The organism is Butyrivibrio sp. WCD3002, assembly GCF_000424265.1.
Classification (GTDB): domain Bacteria; phylum Bacillota; class Clostridia; order Lachnospirales; family Lachnospiraceae; genus Butyrivibrio.
In genome coordinates, this window is the sequence record NZ_AUJO01000013.1 from 96714 (window position 1) to 119509 (window position 22796).

Here is a 22796-nt window from a genome sequence, read left to right on the forward strand (position 1 = left end):
ATCCTCCAAATATCTTATTCACCATCTGTAGAAGATTCTGTTGTTACATCAGAATTAGTAACAAACTGAGCTGCCGCTCCTAAATCATTCTGATTGAAGCTGTCCAAGGGAAGAATCTGCTCGGTCTGACCGTCAGTAATGATCAGCTTTGCACCGGGAAGAACATCTTCGATTGATTCATAGAATAATCTCTGCTTGGTGATAAGCGGGTATTTGCTATACTCCTGAAACATGCTGTTAAACTTTGCAACTTCACCTTCTGCTTCTGCAACCCTTGCAGCCTTTGCAGCTTCTGCTGTCTGAACAATTCTGTCTGCGCTTGCCTCTGCAGCAGGAACCTGCTCGCTCTGGTACTTTTTAGCATTGTTTACAGCGGTTTCTTTACCCTGTTTAGCCGTTTCTACAGCCTTGAAGGCCTGCTTGATCTCATCCGTCGGAGGCTCTGCGTCCTGAACAGATACGTTTACAACTGTAAGACCGATATCCTGCTTTGTAAGCTCATTTGATAAAAGAGCCTTGACATCAGACTGAATCTGTCCCTTCGCTGTGGTGATTACTTCATCAACAGGGAAGTTTATAACTGTTGATCTGATGCTTGCCAGTGCAGCATTTTTCATGATTGTCTCAGGATCACTTGTGTTATAGATATAAGCAACAGGATCACTTACCTTGTATTCCAGATAGAAATCAATATCAACAAAGTTGAAATCAGAAGTGATCATAAGTCCCTCATCCTCAACAGTAATGTTCTGACCATTTCCATCTATTGTGTATCCGATGCCGATACCGTGAGTTGTCATATCTACTTTGTGAACAGCCTGGATAAAGGGTACCTTAAAATACAGTCCTGCGCTATTGGTGGCCACCACCTTACCAAACTGTGTCACTACTGCCTGCTCCTGCTCACTTACATTGTAGAAGGAGTCGAAGGCGGCGCCTGCAAGGAAAACCAGAGCAATGATTATCGGAACAAAGGGTCCGAATTTTCTGTCCTTGTAGTGTTCTACTTTTTTATTTACTTTCTTTTCTGCGTCCATTTATTCCCTCCTGCTTTTTTCATAACAAAAATCAGTATAGCAGTAATCTTCGCTATCTGCATGTTTTTTATGTTGATATGATTATAATGTAATTCCGTGTGCCGTTCATTATACAGTTATCACTATTACAGGGCTCTATCTTGCTTTTTATGTAAAATAACAGCGACGGATCATAAAAGGTCCGCCGCCGTATAATAGAAGGTATTTATAAGCTTTTTAATCAGAGTGTTACTTTAGCAGATACGCATTCATGGCCGGTGAGCTCCTTAGAACGCTCATCAGGCTGTGAAAAGCCGGCATAAAGAGTGAAATTCTTTGAGAAAATCTCTCTGTTTCCGTCTTCATCTACTGTAGTAAATGCTCTTTTATCTAAGTGAACAATCACATCCTTTTCTTCTCCGGCGCTGAGACTCACTCTCTTAAAGCCGCAAAGGCTGCAATTTCTTACCGCAAATTCGCTGTCCATATCCTTGATGTAAAGCTGAACCACATCATCTGTATCCACTTTTCCATCGTTCTTAACTGTTACAGTGACATCCATTCCTTCCTCTGAGAAGTCACCTGCCTTCATTGAAAGCGCCTTGTTATCACCATAGGTAAGCCCAAAGCCGAAGGGATATTCAGGTGTTCCCTCATAGTATCTGTAGGTTCTGTTCTTCATGGAGTAATCTGTAAATTCAGGAAGATCCTTGCCTTCTCCGTAGAAGGTTACAGGGAGCTTACCGGAAGGAGATACTTCGCCAAAAATGATCTTAGCTATATCCTCACCGCCTCTTGCTCCGGGATACCATGCCTGAAGAATAGCGTTTGCTCTCTCGTCTGCAAGCTCAAGGTTTACAGAGCTTCCTGACATATTAATGACAACTGTAGGCTTGCCCATATCAAGGACATTCTTCAAAAGAAGTCTCTGACAAAGAGGAAGGTTAAGATCGTTCTTATCTCCTGATGAGAACTGGTTACCTGTATCGCCCTCTTCACCCTCCAGTGTCTCATCAAGTCCCAGTACAACGAAAACAATATCTGAATATTCGGCAACTGTCTGAGCCTCTGATAATCTGTCGGGATAGAAGGGGTTAGCAAGTCCGCTTATATTTTCCTTCCAGAGATCGCAGCCTTCTGAGTAAAGAACTCTCGTGTCCTCACCCACTGCGTTCTGGATTCCCTGAAGTACTGTCACGTACTTAGAGCTTGTTCCGTGATAGTTACCCATAAGAGCAACTCTGGAATCAGCATTAGGACCTATAACGCCCACTGTCTTATATTCGCCCTTCTTAAGAGGAAGAACGCCATCGTTTTTAAGCATTACCACACTTTCAAGAGCCGCTCTGCTTGCAACTGCAAGATGCTCAGGGCTCTCTACTACAGTGTAGGGAATCTTGTCATACTCTGTCTCATCGAACATACCAAGAAGGAATCTTGTTGTGAAAAGTCTGATACATGATTCTGTAATATACTTTTCATCAAGCATTCCTGCTCTGTATGAATTCATTACTCTCTGATATGTACAACCACAGTTAAGATCACATCCCATCTCCAGGGCAAGCTTTACTGATTCCTCAGGAATACTTGTAACCTTGTGGTTTTCATGGAAATCGCGAACAGCCCAGCAATCGGAAACAAAATGTCCCTTAAAGCCCCATTTCCCGCGAAGAGTATCCTTCATAAGAACCTCATGTCCGCAGCAGGGTTCACCGTTTGTCCTGTTGTATGCTCCCATCACAGCTTCTACGTCTGCATCCTTAACGCAGGTCTCAAAAGCAGGGAGGTAGGTCTCCTCCATATCCTTCTTGGAAGCCTTCGCATCAAAATGGTGTCTTAAAGCTTCCGGACCTGAGTGAACTGCAAAATGCTTAGCACAGGCAGCTACCTTCATATACTCGCCATCACCCTGCATGCCCTTGATAAAAGGCACTGCAAGCTTACCTGTAAGGAAGGGATCTTCGCCGTAGGTCTCATGACCGCGTCCCCATCTGGGATCACGGAAAATGTTTACATTGGGTGCCCAGAAGGTAAGACCCTTATAGATATCTCTGTCACCGCGCTTGCTCTGCTCATTGTACTTTGCTCTGCCCTCAGTGGCGATTACCTCACCAACCTCCTGCATAAGCTCCTCGTCAAAGGCTGCAGCCATTCCTATTGCCTGTGGGAACATGGTTGCGGTGCCTGCTCTTGCTACGCCGTGAAGAGACTCGTTCCACCAGTTATATGCGGGAATTCCTAGTCTGTCGATTGCTTCTGCATCGAACTTGAGCTGAGATGCCTTCTCCTGAACGGTCATCTTGCTGACAAGCTCTTCTGCTCTTTTTCTTGCTTCTTCTCTGTTCATGTCGAATCCTCTTATAACTAAAGTCAGTTTGATGAGCAAATTGTAAGTGTTAGCCCTCTTTTTTTCCACTCATTCTTTGCTTCAATGCTCTTAAAAATTGCGCAATGTGATAAAATATTATTGTAAGCAACCATAAATGTTTTCATTCTTATATGAGGGTCCTCAATATGATTAAAACGGTTGAAATTTCTGATATGAATTCCCTTTTTGATATGGTTTCCGAGCAGGAATACAGAGAAGACTTAGATCGTCACAGAAATCTCTTTGTCTACAGAGGTCAGCCGGACGCAGAGTTTCCCTTGACCACAAGTCTTATGCGCAATTGTAAGGATAAAAGAAGGGAACTTGAACCATGTATGCTGAGAAACTTTACTAAATATGCTGCTCTTGAAGAGCCCACAATTGAGCGCTCTGTGTGGCGTCAGATGATCTTCGGACAGCACCATGGTCTGCCAACAAGGCTTCTTGACTGGTCCTTTTCGCCTCTTATGGCCCTGCATTTTTCCGTAACCGAGAATGATATGGATGAGATGGAAGCCCATGACAGCGCTGTATGGAGAACGGATATCCATGAGCTTCATGATCTCCTGCCGGAAAAATATCAGAAAATTGCTGCAAAATATGCTACTACTGTTTTTTCCGTGGATATGCTGGCTGAAATCTGCTCATCCCTTGAACAGTATGATGAGGATATGGGCTCAGATTCTATCCTTATGATCGAACCACCCTCTGTTGATGTCAGAATAGTGAACCAGTACTCGTTTTTTGCGGTTATTCCAAGTGCCATGGAGGATATTCAGGGCTTTCTCGACAAGAATACCGAAAAGACTGTGAAGTACATAATCAAAAAGGAACTCAGATGGCAGATTCGCGACATGCTTGATCACCAGAATATCTCCGAAAGGATAGTGTATCCCGGTCTTGACGGGCTTTCCCGCTGGCTTGGAAGGCATTATTTTGTAAAATAATGGCCATCCAAAACCTTGACAATTGTCATACTTTTCATTAACATAGATTAAAGAAGAGAAAGAAAAAGAAGTTGGTGAAAGTTATGAGTTTAAAAAGTATTTTCGCCCCTGTTGACATGACAGAGGGCAGCCCCGTCAGGCAGATTGTCAAATTTACCATTCCCATGCTTCTGGGAAACATCGCACAGCAGCTTTATAACACGGCAGACAGCATAATAGTTGGAAGATTTGTTGGTGATAACGCACTTGCAGCGGTTGGAAGTGCCGGTCCCATTTTGAATCTCATGCTGGTTCTTTTCATGGGTATCGCAGTAGGTGCATCAATCATGGTTTCCCAGTATTTCGGAGCAAAGCAGAGGGAACACTTATCAAAAGCTATTGGATGCAGTATCACATTAACCGCAATTGCATCGCTCATCATTATGATCATTGGTCCCATAATAACGCGGCCCATATTGGAACTCCTGGGTACCCCGGAGAGCATCATCGACTGGTGTACGGTTTATCTTTGGATCATCTTTATCGGTATTCTTGGTGGAGGCTTCTATAACATAATGAGCGGAATCCTGAGAGGTCTTGGTGATTCTGTCTCAGCACTAATTTATCTACTGGTTGCAACATTCCTTAATATCGCTTTGGACCTTGTATTTGTTGCTTCCTTCAAGATGGGCGTAGCAGGCGTTGCTCTTGCAACAGTACTTGCACAGTTCGTATCTGCATTTCTCTGTATGAGAAAGCTCACAAAAATGTCAGATGTTTTCGACATGAAGAAGGAATATCTGATACCCGAAAAGTACTACACCATGAATCTTATTAAGTTAGGACTTCCTTCAGGTGTGACACAGGCTATTTTCTCAATGTCCATGATAGTAGTTCAGAACCTGACAAACACCTTCGGAGAGCTGTATATTGCCGCTAACGTAATCGTTATGAGAGTAGATGGATTCGTAATGCTCCCTGCATTTTCATTTGGAAGTGCCATGACTACCTTCGCAGGTCAGAACATCGGTGCAGGAAAAATCGATCGCGTAGAAAAAGGAGCTAAGAGCGGAACCCTGGCTGCTATGGGCATTTCCGCCGTCCTCTCAGTACTGATCATAATCTTTGGAAAATACATCATGGGAATTTTCACAAGTACCCAGGAGCTCATCGATATGAGCTATAAGATGATGTGTATTCTGATTGTAGGCTACATCGCAATGGAGGTAACCCAGTGTCTTTCAGGTATTATGCGTGGCGCAGGTGATACGGTGGCGCCCATGTGGATCTCAATGTTTTCATCCATAATCATGCGTGTACCCATGGCTTACATTTTTGTATACATGACAAAAACACCGGAGCTTCCTCAGGGTAACTGCTACATGATGCAGCTCTCCATGCTGATAACCTGGACCCTTGGTGCATTCATAACCTTCCTTACCTACAAAGTCGGAAGATGGAAAACCAAGGCAATTACCTAAGCAATAAGTAAATACAACTTCGCAAATATTGAAATGCCATGTACCACGAAAAATTTTAGAATTATTGTGTTACATGGCATTATTTGTACATTAAGGAGAATTACTACAATGAAAAATACAGATTGGTCACAGCTTTGGCTTGCTTATCACAAGGTAAGCGATGATGGCGGAAAATGGAATTTTTCCTTCGAGGGATTTGATGAGGATAACAGAATCATTAATAGCCTTAAGAACGAACTTTCCCTTGCTCTTCCAAAGCTTATCGGTGCAAGTATTACAGATAGAAATGAAGATATCCTGCTCAGGGTTATAAGAGACTCATCCATAGCAAAAGAGGGCTATGTTGTAAAAAAGGTTGACAATACAGTCTCCATAGGTGCTTCTGATGAAAACGGAGCTCTCTATGGAATGTTTGAACTTTTACGACTTATCACCTTAAGAGAGGCTGATGCTGACTTTGAATTATTATCAGAGCCTGACAACCCGCTTCGCATGATGAACCATTGGGACAACATGGACGGCAGCATCGAAAGAGGTTATTCCGGAAGATCATTTTTCTATGTGAATAATGAGATTGTAGTTGATGAAAGAACCCGTGATTATGCGCGTTTTATGGCGAGCATCGGCATTAATGGCATAGTTATCAACAACGTAAATGTCAAGCAAGCCGCCAGCTACATGATAACAGACAGATATTTTGCAAAGCTCAGTGAGTTATCGGATGTATTTGCTGACTATGGTATTAAGATGTACCTGTCACTTAACTTTGCATCTCCCATAGAAATCGGTGGAATGGATATCTGTGATCCCCTTGATGAAGGCGTTATCTCCTGGTGGAAGGAAAAATGTAAGGAAGTATTCACAGAGCTTCCAAATCTTGGAGGCTTCCTTGTAAAGGCTGATTCCGAGGGAAGACCCGGACCTTTTACCTACGGAAGAACTCAGGCAGACGGCGCAAACATGCTGGCCGACATAGTAAAACAATACGATAAGCTCATAATCTGGAGATGCTTTGTATATAACTGCACTCAGGACTGGAGAGATAAAAAGACAGACAGAGCCCGCGCAGGCTATGACTATTTCAAGGATCTTGACGGTGAATATCACGATAACGTAATCCTTCAGATCAAGAACGGTCCCATGGATTTCCAGATAAGAGAACCCGTTTCTCCTCTTCTTGGCGGTCTTACTAAAACAAATCAGATGCTGGAGGTTCAGATCGCACAGGAATACACAGGGCATCAGATTGATTTATGCTATCTTATGCCTATGTTCAAGGAGGTTCTTGAATTCAGAACTCACTGTCAGGATGACAAGGACTGCGTTTCAGATATCATAAGCGGAAAAGCCTTTGGCAATAAGAGCTGTGGAATAGCTGCTGTTATCAATACCGGTAATGACTACAACTGGACGGGAAATGACCTGGCTGCAGCTAACACCTACGGCTTTGGAAGACTCGCTTTTGATATGACACTTTCTTCCGAAGAAATTGCCAGGGAATGGGTTAAGCTGACCTTTGATCTTAGCGAGGATGCTGAGGATAAGCTTGTTAAAATGCTCCTTGATTCAAGAAGAATATATGAAAAATATACATGTCCCCTTGGAATTGGATGGATGGTTACACCGGAAACCCATTATGGTCCAAGTGTAGATGGTTATGAATACTCAAGATGGGGCACCTATCACAGAGCGGACCACCTGGGACTTGGTGTAGACAGAAGTGATAAGGGCACAGGCTATGCTCAGCAATACTACAAGGAAAACGCAGAAGTCTACAATGATCCCAAGACCTGCCCGGAAGAACTCCTTCTTTTCTTCCACCATATTCCCTACACCTGGAAGCTTAAGGATGGAAGGACGCTGATTCAATACATCTACGATACTCACTTTGAGGGTGAAGCTGAGGCTGAAGAGCTTGCTGCTATGTGGGATAGCCTTGAAAAAGAGATAGAACCTGAAGCATTTGCAAGAGTAAAGCAACGCTTCTCAATGCAGCTTCACAATGCCAAGGAATGGCGTGATCAGGTAAATTCCTACTTCTTTAGAAAGAGCGGCATTGCCGATGAAAAGGGAAGAGATATTTTCTGATTTTATAGAGAAACAGTAAAACTAAAGGCTATGGAACACCGGGTTCCATAGCCTCTTTTTTGCACTTTGTTAATGCTCATTTTCTTTTTCCATACTGTCTATATAGCCTCTGTCCCAAAGCATGATGTTGAGCTTCTTTGCCATGGTGACTGCAGGCTCTGTAAAATACTGATTGGTCATTACCACCCCGACCATGCAGTCGTAGAAGTCTTTTCCTGCATACACCTCCTGTATGGCCTTTACGCCGATTGGTCTGTCATAGCACTTACATTGCACGGCGTAACTTACTCCGTCCTTCTCTGCAAGGATATCTGCCCCAAAGTCTCCGCTTCCCTTAGTGACCGTAGCCTCCTGAAAGCCATGGCTCTTTAGAAGATCAGCGCAGTAATATTCAAATTCATGACCGCCAAGCTCATCCATGGGAAGCGGTCTGTTTCTCCATCTCCTTATGAGAAGAAGGATAACCACCATAATCAGGATAACTGCTATGACAGCGATAAGTATGTATGTGGTTTTAAGTAAATCTGCCTGCATTTATCCTCCCCAAATCTTATTCCGTACCTTCTTCCTCCAAAAGAGCCTTATAAATATCGCGCTTACCGACTCCTCTGTCTGAAGCCACCTGCTTCATGGCATCCTTTCTGCTCATTCCGTCCTTTTCATAGTAGGCCATGTGATCCTGAAGGCTCATTTTAAGCCATTCTTCCTGCCCTCTTTTTTCAAGCTCAAGAAGGCTCACCCCGTCTATTACAAGCACATACTCACCTCTTGGATCATTCTCCTCATAAAAAGCTATGGCTGCGCTTATGGTAGTAGGCACTATCTCCTCGAAGCGCTTTGTGAGTTCTCTGCAAATGGTAATTTTCCTATCCCCAAGTGTCTCTGCAAGGTCAGCCAGCGTTCCCCTCAGGTGATGAGGTGCTTCGTACATGATGATAGTCCTGTGCTCATCCTTAAGGCTATCGAGAATCCTTCGTCTCTCCTTTTTATCGTCTGCAGGAGGTAAAAAGCCTTCAAATACAAATCTTCTGGTGCTAAGTCCCGAGAGCGTAAGCGCTGTGATACATGCCGCCGGCCCCGGGAGCGATGTCACAATAATTCCCGCTTCATGGCACATTCTAACCAGCACCTCACCGGGATCTGAAATCGCCGGAGTCCCCGCATCTGTAATAAGAGCAATGTCCTTGCCCTCGTTCATAAGCCTTATGAGATACTCTGCCTTCTCCACCTTGTTGTACTCATGATAGCTTGTCATCTCTGTATGAATATCGAAATGATTCAGAAGCTTTATACTGTTTCTCGTGTCCTCCGCCGCAATGATATCCACATTTTTCAGCGTATCGAGAACGCGGAAGCTGATATCATCAAGGTTTCCTATGGGAGTTGCACATAAAAAAAGCATTCCTGTCCTGTTTTCTTCCATTAAAACTCCTATTTTCTTTATTGCAATTAATACTTAAAAGCCGTAAGTCTCTGCGACTTCATCAGTATACGTGCCATCCTCTTTATAAATAATAAGCGGTGGTTCAACAGATAACCTGGACTTACCGTCTCTAAGTCCCTCTATAAGAACCATGCTTGGTTCTTTATCAGCGTAGGGGTGCACAAATCTCACTCTTTTTGGTTCAATCCTGTGCTTTGTCATGGCTACGAAAATCTCAGAAAGCCTAAAGGGCCTGTGCACCATGAAAAATTTGCCCCCTGGATGAAGCATTATCTTTGCTGCCCGAAGTACATCATCAAGATCACAAAGAATTTCATGCCTTGCAATGGCCTTGGGGCCTTCAGGGTTCCTTAGTCCATGTCCCATTATCATATATGGAGGATTTGTTGTCACAACGTCAAAAGAGGCAGGTTCAAATATTTTGTCCGCCTCTTTTATATCTCCGCATACAATGCGCACGCGATCTGCTATATCATTTAGCATCACGCTGCGCATCGCCATATCTGCACTTTCTTCCTGGATTTCCAGACCTACCAGTTCCTTTGCCTCTGTCTTTGCGGCCATAAGTATCGGAATAATTCCTGTACCCGTGCCAAGATCAAGAACTCTTGCCCCTTTTCCCGCACCTGCAAAAGCAGATAAAAGTACCGCATCCATACCAAAACAGAATTTCTCGGGATTTTGGATTATCTGAAAACCATTCCTTTGAAGGTCATCAAGTCTCTCACCTGACTTAAGCTTTGGTGCTTCCATCCTGGTTACCCTTTTGGCCCTGGGGCTTTCCGCCACCCTTACCGTTCTTGTTAAAATTCTTTCTGTTTCCGCCGTGACGATTCTTCTTTTTTCTGTTATCGCCATCGCCCTGGCCCTTTTGCTCAGTTGCTTCTACGCTTCCGCCCTGATTATTCTGGACGTTTTCCTTATCAGCTGCACTTTTACCGGGCTGATTATTCTGACCGTTTTGATTATTATCTTTACCGGCTGTATTTTGAGGTTCCTGACCGTTCTGATTATTCTGACGGTTCTGGCCACCCTGTCTGTTCTGCTTATTCTGTCTGTCTCTTCTGTCGTTATTCTTTCTGTCGCGGTTTCTGTCACCGCCCTTGTTGCCCTTGAGTGCTACGGCACTTCCTTCATCAAGACCTGAGATGTCTTCCTGCTCTAAAGCCTTAAGTGCCTCTTCATCTACATCCTTCTCCTTGGGAGCATTGTTCTGCTTATGCTTCTGTTTTTTGCGAAGGAAAGTGATATCGTCCACATGATACTCATGAACTTCCTTCTCATCGTCCACATCCACAAGAATACGAACTGTCTGTCTAAGGATATTAACGCTTGCAACCTCGCCCTCAAGGCCATCATTAGAAGCAACAATGTCGCCTACTCCCGGCATCTTGCGGTTGAGCTCTTCGTAAACATCCTCTTCGTTTTTAAGACAGCACATAAGTCTTCCGCACACACCTGAAATCTTTGTAGGATTAAGTGAAAGATTCTGCTCCTTGGCCATCTTTATGGAAACAGGGATGAAATCAGATAAATAGGAGTGGCAGCAAAGCGGTCTTCCGCAGATGCCGTATCCACCGATTATCTTAGTCTCATCTCGCACACCTATCTGTCTAAGCTCGATTCTGGTCTTGAACTCTGAAGCAAGATCCTTAACCAGTTCTCTGAAATCGATTCTTCCGTCTGCTGTAAAATAGAACAGCACCTTATTGTTATCAAAGGTATATTCTGCATCTATGAGCTTCATCTCAAGGCCGTGCTTGATGATCTTTTCCTTACAGATGCGGAAAGCTTCCTTTTCCTTTATCCTGTTGGTAGCCTCCTGCTCAACGTCCTTATCATTTGCCATACGAAGGACGCCCTTGAGGGGCTTAGTAACCTCTTCATCCTCCACATCCCTTGGATCGCAAAGAACTGTTCCAAACTCGATACCTCTTGCGGTCTCAACTATGACGTGGTCTCCTTTTTTTATCTCAAAATCCCCGGGATCAAAATAGTAGATCTTTCCGGCCGTTCTGAATCTGACGCCGATAACCCTGGTCATATATTATAAATTCTCCTTTATATTAAGCATTAGCATTTCGAGAGTAAGAAGCGAGTTAACATTAGCTTTTATCCTGCTTCTGGCCTCATCGACAGCTTTAATCATATTGCCAATCTGTTTAAACGTACATTTTGTGGTAACACTACTAATATACGACAGTTTATCCGCGAAAATCAAGTGTTCAGCGCTATCCTCGGCTTTATACACAAGGAAATCCCGGCCCAAAAACATTAATATATCAAGATAGTTATTAACTGCGTCAGGATCCGGTTTTTTGGAGGTGGACTTGGCCTTTTTCTCTTCTGTATCCATATCACCGCTATCATCTGCCGAGTTACCTGTAATCAGCATATCCGACATTCTGTCCGTTATCTCATTTACGGTTAGCCGCTCCATTCTGGATAACAGGTCGATCGTGCCGTTTTTTAGCCTCTCAAATTCTTCACTTTCAGATAGTAAGATAGCTTTTCCAATATTCCCCTGTGCAAAGGAAACCGCCAGTCTCGCCTTATAATCCACAATCTTCCGCTTTTCCATAAGATACTTCATAAGAAGATCGTCTCTTACAGGCTTTATCTGAAAAACTATACATCTGCTCAAAATAGTTGGCAAAAATGCATCTATATTGGCTGTCAGAATAATGATAACCGCATATGCAGGCGGCTCCTCCAGCGTTTTAAGAAGAGCATTTTGCGCCTGAATTGTCATCTTTTCTGCTTCAGGTATTATATATATCTTATGGTCCGAATAGGGCTTTATATATACGTCATCGCAGACCTGCTGCCTTATATCGTCAACACCGATAGTTGCCTTCTCGTGTGTCACTCTCCTGATGTCAGGGTGTGATCCGCTCTCTGCCTGGTTGCAGGAATGACATTCGCCGCAGCTCTCAATAAGCTTTCCGTCGTCTATTCTGTTTTCACAAAGAATTGCTTTGGAAAAAGTATCAGCGATCAGCTTTTTTCCTGATCCGACATCCCCGGAGATAATATATGCGTGAGATATTTTCCCTGTTCTCAGGGCATTTTGCATGTGCTCCACTATCTGTCCCTGATCAATTATGTCTGCAAAATGCGCCATTTTTGCAGCTCCTCCCGTAATTACGTAAAAATATCAAGAAGTAATCCCTGAATCTGGCCTATCTTTGCCAGTATCTGGATATTGTCCTTTTCATCCTTAACAAGCTCCTGTGCAAGCTCATCAAGATTCTCATCAATAAGTCTGATTATGCCGTAAACCCTATGTCTTCCTCTTCTGTCCAGGAAGTTTTCCCTGGAAAAGGCATGGGATCTTGTAACCACTTCGTTAAGAAAATCCTTAATAAGAAAGCGGTATCTTTGCATATCCCTGATATCGTTTTTCTTGGAAATCTGTTTTCCCTGTTGGACGATATCCTGCATCATAAGGTTTAGACGCTCTGCCAGCGAAGAGTCCTCAATCTTACTTGTGAGCGTGAATTTAAAGTCACCGCTCACCTCCTGCTGTGACTGTGTCTGTTGAACCTGCTGTGTATTTTGAATATTGTCTATTCGTATATCCATATAGCTTTCTCTTATTTCTCATCCGCAAGGATAAATGCTTCGATTTCGCCAAGACAATCCTCAATGTCGCCGTCATTATTGAAAAAATTGTTGACTCCTGCTGCCTTTAGGTTCTCCTGGGAATAATCTGCCTTGTCCGCAAGATATCTTCTGCACATCTCATCATATCCCGGATTTTCTCTTTTCAACTCCCTTCCAAGGGCTCTTTGAAGAATTACTCCGTCATCCACCTGGATCATCAAGGGTACTACCTTATCTTTCCCAAAATAGTTGCTTATTGATGTAAACATCTCGATAGTACCGATTATTAGATAATTTCCTTTATCCAGATCTATCTGTCCATCGTCCACTGTAAAATAATGCCATGGACCATAAACCGTATTATAGGTCCTCTCTTCTATTATCTTTCGACTGTTTTTGAATTCCAGATAACGCTCTTCATCGCAAAAAAAGTATTGTACACCCTCGCGCTCTCTGTCTCTCATGGGCCTTGTGGTATAGATGATCACCTTATTAAGGTTCGCATTTCCTCTCTCAAGGAGCTTTTTGTATATCGTATCCTTACCGCATGAGCTCCTGCCCATTATTTCATATATTTTTCCCATCAGTATTAATTACCCCAAATCATATTTCACTTTTAATTACTTTTAACAGTCTCTCTCCTCTGGCTGTAATTTCCACGCCTTGAAGATTCATACCATCATTAATAAATTGGCCGATTTCAGAAAGCAAATCCTTATCAAAGACTTCTCCCGGAACTATAAGCGGTATTCCCGGCGGGTAAAGATTTATGAAATCTCCGGCTATCCTGCCTGCTGCCTGAGCTATGTCGATATACTCAGGATCTGCATCCCATGCCTTATATAAAGGGAAAACTGTCCTTGGAATATTAAAGGTTTTGCTTTCGCCGGAAGTATCCTTCGCGGAAATTCGCGAATCAATGTCCTTTATGGCCTGTATCAGTCTGTCTATTCCTTCATCCGTATCATAACCTGTAATAATGGCAAGGCCATAGGCATCCCCTGCCATCTCAAGCTGCATATGATACTCTAAACGAAGTATATCATATATCTGCTGCCCTGTGATATTTGCTGATGCCGAGCATATAAGTACTTTCCCCGGATCTGATATCTCATCCAGGCCAGGGATAAAAATGTTCCTGCATTCGGCTGTTTCCTCTTCGATTTTTTTTCTGAAATTAATCAGTCTTGAAAATACCTCTTGTCCCCGTTCTTCAATATCCTTAAGGCACGAATCTACCGATGCCATTAATACGTATGAAGGACTGCTTGACTGGTAAATCCTAAGGTATCTGCGAAGTCTTTCTCTGTTAACAAGATTCCCTTGTACATGTATCAGCGCTGTCTGTGTCATTGAGGCTAATGTCTTATGGACACTGCATATTACTATGTCAGCTCCTTCGCAGACCGCGCTCTTTGGCAGCCTGTCATCCAGGCCAAAGTGTGCACCATGGGCTGAGTCAACTATCAGGATAACTCCTTTTTCATGACAGATATCTGCTATAGCCTTTATATCTGATGATATCCCTTCATAGGTTGGAGATGTGATAAAAACAGCCTGCGTATCCTCATTTTGTAATAGTGCTTCCCTGACTGAATCAGGACTTATCCTTCCAAGAAGTCTCGTCCCTTTTTCATAACAGGAATCTCCCAAACCCGAGCCTCTTTCCCATTCACCCTTTGCCACAGGACCGGAAATCTTCGTACTTTCCGGAATAATATATGCAAGGCCAAGCTCTCTCAGATAAGCTGCATTATAAAGGGATTTATGACAGTTTCTTGCTGTTATCAGTTTTCCACCTTTTGATACTGCCGCAGATACCGCACTTAGTACTCCGCAGGTACTGCCATTAACAAGAAAATGCGTCTCCTCTGCGCCGTACAGCTTTGCTGCTCTTTTTTCCGCATCAAGAATCATACCCTCTGCATCATGGAGGTTATCGTAATCATCTATCTCCGTGATATCAATATCCATATAGCCTGCCATGGGACCTGCATTTTTATTTCTCTTATGTCCGGGCATATGTAAAGGATAGAGATCACTGTCTCTTAAGTTTTTAAGTTCGTCTAAAATATGTTTCTTCGCCATTTTGTCCGTTTTCTTGGAATTTAATGAATATATTTATATTTTATCATAAAAACAGGCAGCTACATACGCAGCTGCCTGTCATGACTATATTTTAAGATATGAATTAGTGCTGAATTTCAACATCTCCGCCGAACATAAACTTCGGAATAATGCTTGAATGAAGCTTTACGAGCTCTGCATCAAAGTTGTGCTTACACTCGCAGGTTCTGTCGAAGATCATTGTAGCTTCATCACCGGGCTTGGATGCATCCCATGTAGGAAGCTCTTCGTGGTTAGGATCGCCTGTTCTTGCAAAGTTCATTACTGCCTTGAAGATCTGCTCCTGAAGCTTATCGGATACGCCGGGTACGTTTGCTACAGGTACGAGATCGATATTGTGGAAGAAGAATGCAATATCTGAGCAGTGCCAAGCGGGCTTGTTGTGCTGAATCGGGAACTCAAGAGCAAATACATAAGAGTAAACAGGTGCTTCTGTTCTCTTACTTGCTTCCTCAATGAGTACTCTAGTAGGCGCACGGAAGATTGAGTCATAAGAAATAAGATCAACAATCTTCTTATCAGGATAAGCTGCCTTGAACTTCTCAATGAGCTCATCTGCCTGATCACCAAAGGTCTCTGCAACCTTTGCTCTCATCTCTTCTTCAGTCATCTTTGTCTTATCGAATGTAAGAGGCATGAATGCGAATTCGCCAAATACACTACCGATCATAAGCGGGATCTTCTTGGAATTCTCTGTGAATCCTACGAACTGAGGCTCACCCTTATACCAGTCATTGATCATAGGTGACATACCTGTGTAAAGTCCCTGCTTCTTGATATCCTCAACTACTTTGCCATAAGCCTCGCAAAGAGCCGGATAAGGAAGGGTCTCAAGCTTTTCAACGTCGTTCTCAGATAGTCCAAGTTCTTTAAGCATAGCTGTAACGATCGGTCTGCCATCACCCTTTCCTGTATCCATAAAGTCTTTGCCGAGTACTCCGCTCATTACAATACCTTTGTGGAAAAGTCCGTCAGCTTCAGGTGTCTGCATAAGAGAGGTAACTTTCATACCGCCACCAGACTGACCAAAGATTGTAACGTTGTCGGGATCGCCGCCGAAAGCTGCGATGTTTTCTTTAACCCATTTAAGGGCTGCTACCATATCTGCGTTACCGCAGTTTCCGGAATTCTTGTACTTTTCACCAAAAGGAGAAAGATCAAGGTATCCAAGGAGGTTGAGACGGTGATTGATTGTAACAACTACTACGTCGCCTTCCTTAGCCATTGCTGCTCCGTCATAGCAGAGCTGCTCTATAGAAGAACCTGCAAAGAATCCGCCACCGTGAAGCCATACCATTACTGGCTTCTTAGCTTCTTTGCAAAGCTTTGTTGACCAGATGTTAAGGTTCTGGCAGTGCTCATCCTGAGGCCAGTATGCATGAGGAACCATCAGCTCTCCTCTGGGTGTATCCTGCTGCATAAGAGGGCAAACCATTCCGAAAGAAGTTGCATCCTTGATGCCTTCCCAGGGCTCTACCTCTGTAGGCTGACAGAAACGCTCTGCTTCTGCGTAATGTACGCCCTTAAAAATGTAAGTACCGTCATAGAAATATCCCTGAAGTTTTCCGGCCTTTGTACTTACGATTGTTGATTCATCCTGTTTAAAAAATTTCATTATTATGTCCCCACTTTTCTGTAATTAATTGGGTAGGGGGATAATGATCATCCCCCTACCCTATATTGTTAAATACCTTCTCTGTTTCTTTAAAGATTAACGAGCGTTGTAACGATCAAGTGCTGCCTGCTTAAGCTCGATGCAACGATCGATGTTGTAGGTCTTAAGCTGCTCTACGAATGCATCGTAGTCATCAAGTGACTGCTCGCCTGTGATGAACTTAACTGTGTTCTCCTGAACAAGTGTCTGGATATCTGTGTAAAGTGTTACATACTCAGAGTTCTCAGCATCTGTAAGAGTCATACAGGAAGGAAGCATAAGGTCGAACTTGTCCTTATCGAACTCATCGTAAGCATCAAGTGCTGCATTTCCTTCGTAGATAGGATCGAACATACCCCAGTTGTAAAGACCGAAGTCAGATGTTCCAAGTGAATATGTGTAAACAGCCTCTGAAAGTGTGTTAACCTTACCCTCATCAACCATCTGCTGCATAGCGTCTGTAAGGTGATATGTGTCGCCATCCTTTGTGTAAGACTCGCCTTCGATACCAAGTGAATCAAGCATCATAGCATCCTGTGAATACCAGTAGTCAAGGTATCTGCATGCAAGCTCAACATCCTTGCAAGATGTAGAAATAGCAACTTCTTCTTTAACAAGATCAGATGTAGCAAAACCGATTTCAGGTGTGTCACCTTCCTTAAGAACAGGAGCAGATGTAGCTACGATATTGAAGTCCTCATCTGTGTTGTAACCCTGCTGCTTAAATACGTCTGCTGTCATACCCCAAAGCTGAATACCTGCGCCAGCCTTGCCTGTGCCCATGTAATCTGCAGGAGACATGATGTCGGCTGCGTTTGTCATGAAGTTAGGATCGATAAGTCCCTTCTGATACCAATCATGGAAGAGTGTAAGCCACTGCTTGTAACCATCTTCAAGAGGGCCATACTTAACTGTGTCGCCATCCTTGTAGAACTCACCAAGGCAGCCATAAGCTGAAAGGAAGTGGCTGAAGTAGTCGTAACCGTTTGTACCGATCATAAGAGGTGCTTCACACTCAGGATAGTTCTCCTTGAATGCTGTAAGAACTGTTTCCCACTGATCAATAGTTCTGGGTACCTCAAGGCCAAGGTCGTTAAGCCAGTCACCACGAAGTGCCATACCTGCCCAAACTCTCTCACCTCTTACATCACCGAAGTAAGATGCGATTGTACGTGTTCCAACAATCTTACCTTCATCAGTTACAGTATCCTTCTCGAGCTGCTCGTTGCTCTTACGAAGTGCCTGATATGTAGGCATATATTTGTCAACATAATCTGTAAGGTCTAAGAGAACGCCGTCCTGTACACCCTTCTCTGTTCCGCCGGGATAGTATGTTCCGCAGTCACGGATGATATCCGGATACTCACCTGATGCAAGCATAAGACCGAACTGCTCCTGAGCGGATGCAGCGTCAACTACCTGCCAGTTAACATGTACGTTTGTCTCTTCTTCCATTTTCTGGATAGCTTTAAGTTCGTTAGGATTCTCTACATAGTCGTTACTCCAAACGATCCAGATACTAAGCTCCTTTTTCTCGGAAAGGGGCCAGTTCCATTCGCCTGCCTCTGCTGTAGCAGCTGCATCTCCTGAACTTGCGGAATCTGTACCTGCGCTGTCGCCTCCCTTGTTGCCGCAGCCTGCGATAGTTCCTGCAAGCATTGCTGCTGTCAGCATTACTGCCAATACCTTCTTTTTCATTAAAAATTACCTCTCTTTCATTTATATCATTTTTAATTGATACCACTAATTAAGTTCTGCTCTCGGGCTAAAGCCCTAGCCAGAACATGCTCTGGCCAAGCTCGAAAACATCTCTCTAGGCCTTCTCAACCCTTTACTGATCCAACCATAACACCGGTTACAAAGTACTTCTGAACGAAGGGATAAATAGCAAGGATCGGAAGTGTTGAAACTACGATTGATCCGTATTTAACCAGTGTCTTATACATCTGAGCATTATCCATAAGGTCGCCCGCATTTGCTGTAACCGAGCTTGTGGAGTTCTGCGCAGAAATCAAAATCTCTCTCATGAACATCTGAAGAGGATATTTATCTCTTGCAGTAGGCAGATACAGGAGAGCTGAAAACCACTCATTCCACTTACCAACAGCGATAAACAGAATGATTACTGCAAAGGTCGCTTTACACAAAGGAAGGATGATCTTAAACATGATGGTCAACTCCCCTGCTCCGTCTATTCTTGCAGATTCTTCAAGAGAATCCGGTATTGCCTGAATGGCTGTTCTCATAATGATGATATAGAAAACACCCATGGCCTGCGGAATCAAAAGTGCAGCTCTTGTATTCAAAAGACCCAACTTGTTTACTACCATATAAGTAGGGATCATTCCGCCGTTAAACAGCATTGTGAATGCAAGGAACATCATAAGTGCGTTTCTGTAACGAAATCTCTTTCTGGAAGTGATGTAACCTGCGATAACTGAAAGCACGCTGGTTATGAGGCACTGGGCTACTACATAAAGGATTGTGTTTTTGTAGCCGATCCAGATGTTCTTGTAACGCATGATGATTCTGTATGCATTAAGTGAAGGTTTACCTAAAGGCCAAAGTATAAAGCTTGTAGCCTTATCAACAAGTGCGGGTTCTGAAATTGATGCAAAGCATACATGTATGATGGGAACCACACACAGAAAAGCTATGAATGCAAGGAGAATATGATTGATGGAATCAAATATATAATCTCCTACTGTCTTTTTTACTACCATTTCTATTTCCTCCGATCAGAACAGGCTTGACTCTGTGAATTTCCTTGAAATTGCATTAGTTGTAAGCAGGAATGCAGTTCCAATTATTGAGTTGAAAAGACCTACTGCAGTTGAAAAACCGTAATCATACTGCTGAAGACCACATCTGTAAATGTAAGTACTGATAACATCCGCTGTCTCATATGTTGCAGGTGTGTACAAAAGCAGGATCTTGTCTGCGCCGACCTGCAGGATTGAACCCATTCTCAGGATAAGCATGATCATGATTGTAGGCATAATTGACGGGATTGTGATGTGTATACATCTCTGCCATCTTGATGCACCATCAAGAACTGCTGCCTCATAAAGCTCCTGGTCAACACTTGCAAGTGCTGCGATATAGATGATTGATCCATATCCCATTCCCTGCCATATATTGGAAGCAATATGTATTGCCCAATAGTTTGAAGGGTTAGCTAAAAGATTCTCTACTGTTGTGCCTGTAAGCTTTGCTACTACATTAGAAATAAGTCCGCCGCTCTGTGTGAAGTCTACGATAAGACCGCAGACAACAACCATTGATATGAAGTAGGGCATATAAGAAACTGTCTGAATTGTTTTCTTATAGAGTTTTCCTCTTACTTCATTAAGAAGCAATGCGAAAATAATTGGTGCCGGGAATCCGAAGATTACATCCAGTACACCGATGACGGTTGTATTTCTAAGAAGTCTTCCAAAATAAGGTCCCGTGAAAAATCTTACGAAGTTGTCCAATCCTACCCAAGGGCTACCTGATATTCCAAGTGCCGGTGTGTATTTTTGAAATGCCATTACTATACCGGCCATCGGTATATAATGGAAGATGATGTACCATACCACAATCGGTATGCACATAATATAGATTACTTTGTTTCGCAGGAAATCTATCTTTAGATTATGTAAGAATCCTGCAAAGCCGGCATGCTCTGCATACCCCGTTGCCGGAATTACCGGCTTTTCTTTTGTCACTTTTTGCTCCATTCCTTCCTTCTCCTTTTTCTTTTGGCTGCTCCCTATGCAGCTGTTTGCCTTGTGTGAGTTTAGTATATCGTTGTACTAATTACATTGAAAGAACCGCTTTTTTACGTCGGGGTACTATTTTTGTCTTTATGTAAGAAATGTGCTATGTTCCAAAATATTGCTCTTGAAAAGCCCAGTATTTATCGATATTTCAAGCTGAATGTACAATTTTTTACTAGGGAAAAAAATAGTAGTTTATAGAAATTTTATAATAAAAAATCGGAAATGCTTATACGCATTTCCGATTATAAATACATCTTAATTATTTACTTTTGGGAATAAATTTATCTAATAATTCTATTATTTACTCTTATAAAAATCTCCCGGTGTGGTTCCATGTTTTTCTCTAAAACATCTTATCAAAGGTCTTGGTGTTGTAAATCCAACCTTGTCAGCAGCGTCCTTAACTGTCATTCCATCCGCCATTAATATTTCGGCATTTTCAAGTCTGACATTATTGATATACTCAAGCATTCCTATTCCATATATCTGCTTAAAGGTTCTTGAAAGATAAGAATTATTAACATTTAGTTCGTTTGCTACACTGTTAACGTTCATATCTTTATCGGAATACTGCTTATCAACGAATTCCTTGGCCTTTTCGACCAGCTGCATGCTCTTTCCGCTGTTTTCCTTCTCGGATTCATCTACATTATCAGTGCCTTTGCTACTCTCAACAGCAGCACTTACGATATTATCAAGCATACTCTGAGCTTCAATACCCCTGTGCATACGGTAAAGGTTCTGAACCTGCTCCATCTGATCCCAGCTTGTCAGGGTTGCTTTTGCTTCATCATCAAGAGATAGCTCTTTATAAAAAGCCACATTTGGAAGTGTACCCACATAAATGCGATACTCTCTTACCAGCATTGCCTCTCTGTTTGCTGTGGGGATTCCTTTTTTACCATGATGAATGTCCGAAATGTTCGCCACAAGAGCTATATTAAACTTCTCTCTGATAAAACTGCATACAGTATTCAGTTTATCAGTAAGATCCGGAAGTGACAGTTCATCCTGTCCTCCAAGTTCAACAATATTGTAAAACCAGTGAGCCAGGCCGCCTGTAATTAGCAGATTCTCTTTCCCAATAAGCTCTTCCGATACATTGTGAATGATAAACCATACCTGATCTCTCTCCTTCTGATCCATTGGAGTTTCAGTAGGGTTATCGATATCATAGCTGACTACCAGATATCTGTTGCCATCACCATCATCCTCGGATAAGATATCTGTTCCGTAAGTCAAAAGTCTGATAAGCCTTGTTTCGTTATCATTTTTGAATTTATCAAGCTCCTTCTGCGATACCTGCAACATCTGAATGCTATTAATTGACTTACTGATTCCCATTTCAATACGTTTGAACTCATCATCATTTAATTCAGAGTCATCAGCAGATCTTGTGGTCTCGTATTTGTCCATGAAATCAATAAGCGATTCTATTGGCCTGTACTGAACTCTCAGAAGATGGGTAACAAAAATACCAACAAGTAAAATAAGAGCAAAGCCATAAACAATTACCCCGATAACGAAGGGTTTTATTGCATTAACCGCAAGTCCTGTATCATGAACCGCTACCATCCTAAGGCCATAAGGGCCCAAAGCAAATGGATATATCACCTTATTATCAACTATGTGCTTTTCTATAGAAGCTATGCACTCAGCAATCATCTCTTCATCAAGACTACCATAGCCAAACTCTAAATATTCATCATCCTCTGAAATAAGCAAAAAATGGTAATTGTCATTAATTGCTTCCTTCATTTTGGTCTTATCTATCTCTATAAGAAGAACCGCATCCTGCTCCTCAAAAGGAGCTGCGTACTGTGTGGACATAGAGTAAAAAAGGCGCTTCTCACTGCCTGATCCTGCAATCTTAAACTTACTGTACAGCGCATCGTTGTACAAAATCTGCATATCCTCAGCTGTAAGACCAAGGCCCTGAACGCTGTTTATATTATCACTGATGTTGATAAATTCTTCTTTGGTGAGAACTGATGGATTATTCTTTGGCAAAAATAAAAACATTTTTCCAAATACTTTATGGACCGCACCATATTCATCCATCAGATCCGCTATCTCAGAAAGACGCATCTTGTCTTCCAGATTTTCATCATGCTTTTTCGCCGCAATCTGAACCAGATTATAGGTTATAAAGGTCTGTGCTCCAAGCACTACCTCTTCACAGATGTTCTCTATTGATGCCACCTGTTCACGAAGAAGCTCCTCCTGAAGAGACTCCTCCTTGGCATACAATTTATGCACCAAAAAGAAGGCTGACCCTATCATACCCACACCGGTGAGTAAAACAATAGCCAGCCCTACTAA

Annotated in this window: 17 protein-coding genes and 1 pseudogene; 3 read left to right on the forward strand and 15 right to left on the reverse strand. The window is 42.7% G+C overall.

What is annotated here, in order from left to right; genetic code table 11:
- Positions 1-14 precede the first annotated feature (14 nt).
- Complete coding sequence (hflK, locus tag G608_RS21050; protein WP_081677414.1) at positions 15-1037, reverse strand: FtsH protease activity modulator HflK; 1023 nt, start codon at positions 1035-1037, stop codon at positions 15-17.
- Positions 1038-1257: 220 nt separating this feature from the next.
- Positions 1258-3363, reverse strand: a complete 2106-nt coding sequence (locus G608_RS0112130; RefSeq protein WP_026496259.1) for a glycoside hydrolase family 3 C-terminal domain-containing protein — start codon at positions 3361-3363, stop codon at positions 1258-1260.
- A 167-nt stretch (positions 3364-3530) separates the two neighbouring features.
- Between G608_RS0112130 and G608_RS0112135 the strand changes: the two genes are divergently transcribed.
- The 3 genes from G608_RS0112135 (at position 3531) to G608_RS0112145 (ending at position 7879) form a co-directional block, all read left to right on the forward strand.
- Positions 3531-4331 carry an FRG domain-containing protein gene (locus G608_RS0112135; RefSeq protein WP_051209270.1) on the forward strand — a complete coding sequence of 267 codons (801 nt, stop codon included), beginning with the start codon at positions 3531-3533 and terminating at the stop codon, positions 4329-4331.
- Positions 4332-4414: 83 nt separating this feature from the next.
- Entirely contained in the window at positions 4415-5791 is a 1377-nt protein-coding gene (locus tag G608_RS0112140; protein ID WP_242829387.1) for an MATE family efflux transporter, read from the forward strand.
- A gap of 108 nt (positions 5792-5899) precedes the next feature.
- Positions 5900-7879 (forward strand): alpha-glucuronidase, encoded by a 1980-nt coding sequence (locus G608_RS0112145; protein WP_026496262.1) that lies wholly within the window; start codon positions 5900-5902, stop codon positions 7877-7879.
- 69 nt (positions 7880-7948) lie between these two features.
- On the opposite strand, the gene G608_RS0112150 is transcribed toward G608_RS0112145, so the two are convergent.
- The 13 genes and pseudogenes from G608_RS0112150 to G608_RS0112210 form a co-directional block, all read right to left on the reverse strand.
- On the reverse strand, positions 7949-8413 hold the full coding sequence (locus G608_RS0112150; protein WP_026496263.1) for a restriction endonuclease: 465 nt from the start codon (positions 8411-8413) through the stop codon (positions 7949-7951).
- A 16-nt stretch (positions 8414-8429) separates the two neighbouring features.
- A complete protein-coding gene (gene rsmI / locus G608_RS0112155) occupies positions 8430-9302 on the reverse strand; it encodes a 16S rRNA (cytidine(1402)-2'-O)-methyltransferase (protein ID WP_026496264.1) in 873 nt (290 codons plus the stop codon).
- A gap of 33 nt (positions 9303-9335) precedes the next feature.
- Complete coding sequence (locus tag G608_RS0112160; protein WP_026496265.1) at positions 9336-10076, reverse strand: tRNA1(Val) (adenine(37)-N6)-methyltransferase; 741 nt, start codon at positions 10074-10076, stop codon at positions 9336-9338.
- 376 nt (positions 10077-10452) lie between these two features.
- A pseudogene (locus tag G608_RS24225) lies at positions 10453-11367 on the reverse strand (PSP1 domain-containing protein); the annotation flags it as partial.
- Between the two features lie 3 nt (positions 11368-11370).
- Entirely contained in the window at positions 11371-12447 is a 1077-nt protein-coding gene (locus tag G608_RS0112170) for a DNA polymerase III subunit (RefSeq protein ID WP_026496266.1), read from the reverse strand.
- A 20-nt stretch (positions 12448-12467) separates the two neighbouring features.
- On the reverse strand, positions 12468-12908 hold the full coding sequence (locus G608_RS0112175; protein ID WP_026496267.1) for a YaaR family protein: 441 nt from the start codon (positions 12906-12908) through the stop codon (positions 12468-12470).
- Between the two features lie 11 nt (positions 12909-12919).
- Positions 12920-13513 carry a hypothetical protein gene (locus tag G608_RS0112180; RefSeq protein ID WP_026496268.1) on the reverse strand — a complete coding sequence of 198 codons (594 nt, stop codon included), beginning with the start codon at positions 13511-13513 and terminating at the stop codon, positions 12920-12922.
- A 19-nt stretch (positions 13514-13532) separates the two neighbouring features.
- Positions 13533-15017 carry an aminotransferase class I/II-fold pyridoxal phosphate-dependent enzyme gene (locus tag G608_RS0112185; protein WP_035795491.1) on the reverse strand — a complete coding sequence of 495 codons (1485 nt, stop codon included), beginning with the start codon at positions 15015-15017 and terminating at the stop codon, positions 13533-13535.
- 103 nt (positions 15018-15120) lie between these two features.
- The gene (locus tag G608_RS0112190) at positions 15121-16671 is read right to left on the reverse strand and encodes a carboxylesterase/lipase family protein (protein ID WP_196809800.1); all 1551 of its coding nucleotides are present in this window, start codon (positions 16669-16671) and stop codon (positions 15121-15123) included.
- A 96-nt stretch (positions 16672-16767) separates the two neighbouring features.
- Positions 16768-18408 (reverse strand): extracellular solute-binding protein, encoded by a 1641-nt coding sequence (locus tag G608_RS0112195; protein ID WP_026496271.1) that lies wholly within the window; start codon positions 18406-18408, stop codon positions 16768-16770.
- A 125-nt stretch (positions 18409-18533) separates the two neighbouring features.
- Complete coding sequence (locus G608_RS0112200; protein WP_026496272.1) at positions 18534-19433, reverse strand: carbohydrate ABC transporter permease; 900 nt, start codon at positions 19431-19433, stop codon at positions 18534-18536.
- Positions 19434-19448: 15 nt separating this feature from the next.
- Positions 19449-20432, reverse strand: coding sequence for an ABC transporter permease (locus G608_RS0112205; protein WP_026496273.1), 984 nt, complete (start codon positions 20430-20432; stop codon positions 19449-19451).
- Positions 20433-20771: 339 nt separating this feature from the next.
- Entirely contained in the window at positions 20772-22757 is a 1986-nt protein-coding gene (locus tag G608_RS0112210; protein ID WP_207637693.1) for a helix-turn-helix domain-containing protein, read from the reverse strand.
- Positions 22758-22796: the final 39 nt, after the last annotated feature.

What these genes read in the sequence shown, in the direction of transcription:
- rsmI (WP_026496264.1), bottom strand. Translation starts at nt 9,302, where the DNA reads ATGGAAGAAAACAGGACAGGAATGCTTTTTTTATGTGCAACTCCCATA.
- G608_RS0112190 (WP_196809800.1), bottom strand. Translation starts at nt 16,671, where the DNA reads ATGAAATTTTTTAAACAGGATGAATCAACAATCGTAAGTACAAAGGCC.
- G608_RS0112205 (WP_026496273.1), bottom strand. Translation starts at nt 20,432, where the DNA reads ATGGAGCAAAAAGTGACAAAAGAAAAGCCGGTAATTCCGGCAACGGGG.
- G608_RS0112195 (WP_026496271.1), bottom strand. Translation starts at nt 18,408, where the DNA reads ATGAAAAAGAAGGTATTGGCAGTAATGCTGACAGCAGCAATGCTTGCA.
- G608_RS0112140 (WP_242829387.1), top strand. Translation starts at nt 4,415, where the DNA reads ATGAGTTTAAAAAGTATTTTCGCCCCTGTTGACATGACAGAGGGCAGC.
- G608_RS0112175 (WP_026496267.1), bottom strand. Translation starts at nt 12,908, where the DNA reads ATGGATATACGAATAGACAATATTCAAAATACACAGCAGGTTCAACAG.
- G608_RS0112185 (WP_035795491.1), bottom strand. Translation starts at nt 15,017, where the DNA reads ATGGCGAAGAAACATATTTTAGACGAACTTAAAAACTTAAGAGACAGT.
- G608_RS0112210 (WP_207637693.1), bottom strand. Translation starts at nt 22,757, where the DNA reads ATGATAGGGTCAGCCTTCTTTTTGGTGCATAAATTGTATGCCAAGGAG.
- G608_RS0112180 (WP_026496268.1), bottom strand. Translation starts at nt 13,513, where the DNA reads ATGGGAAAAATATATGAAATAATGGGCAGGAGCTCATGCGGTAAGGAT.
- hflK (WP_081677414.1), bottom strand. Translation starts at nt 1,037, where the DNA reads ATGGACGCAGAAAAGAAAGTAAATAAAAAAGTAGAACACTACAAGGAC.
- G608_RS0112135 (WP_051209270.1), top strand. Translation starts at nt 3,531, where the DNA reads ATGATTAAAACGGTTGAAATTTCTGATATGAATTCCCTTTTTGATATG.
- G608_RS0112145 (WP_026496262.1), top strand. Translation starts at nt 5,900, where the DNA reads ATGAAAAATACAGATTGGTCACAGCTTTGGCTTGCTTATCACAAGGTA.
- G608_RS0112150 (WP_026496263.1), bottom strand. Translation starts at nt 8,413, where the DNA reads ATGCAGGCAGATTTACTTAAAACCACATACATACTTATCGCTGTCATA.
- G608_RS0112130 (WP_026496259.1), bottom strand. Translation starts at nt 3,363, where the DNA reads ATGAACAGAGAAGAAGCAAGAAAAAGAGCAGAAGAGCTTGTCAGCAAG.
- G608_RS0112170 (WP_026496266.1), bottom strand. Translation starts at nt 12,447, where the DNA reads ATGGCGCATTTTGCAGACATAATTGATCAGGGACAGATAGTGGAGCAC.
- G608_RS0112200 (WP_026496272.1), bottom strand. Translation starts at nt 19,433, where the DNA reads ATGGTAGTAAAAAAGACAGTAGGAGATTATATATTTGATTCCATCAAT.
- G608_RS0112160 (WP_026496265.1), bottom strand. Translation starts at nt 10,076, where the DNA reads ATGGAAGCACCAAAGCTTAAGTCAGGTGAGAGACTTGATGACCTTCAA.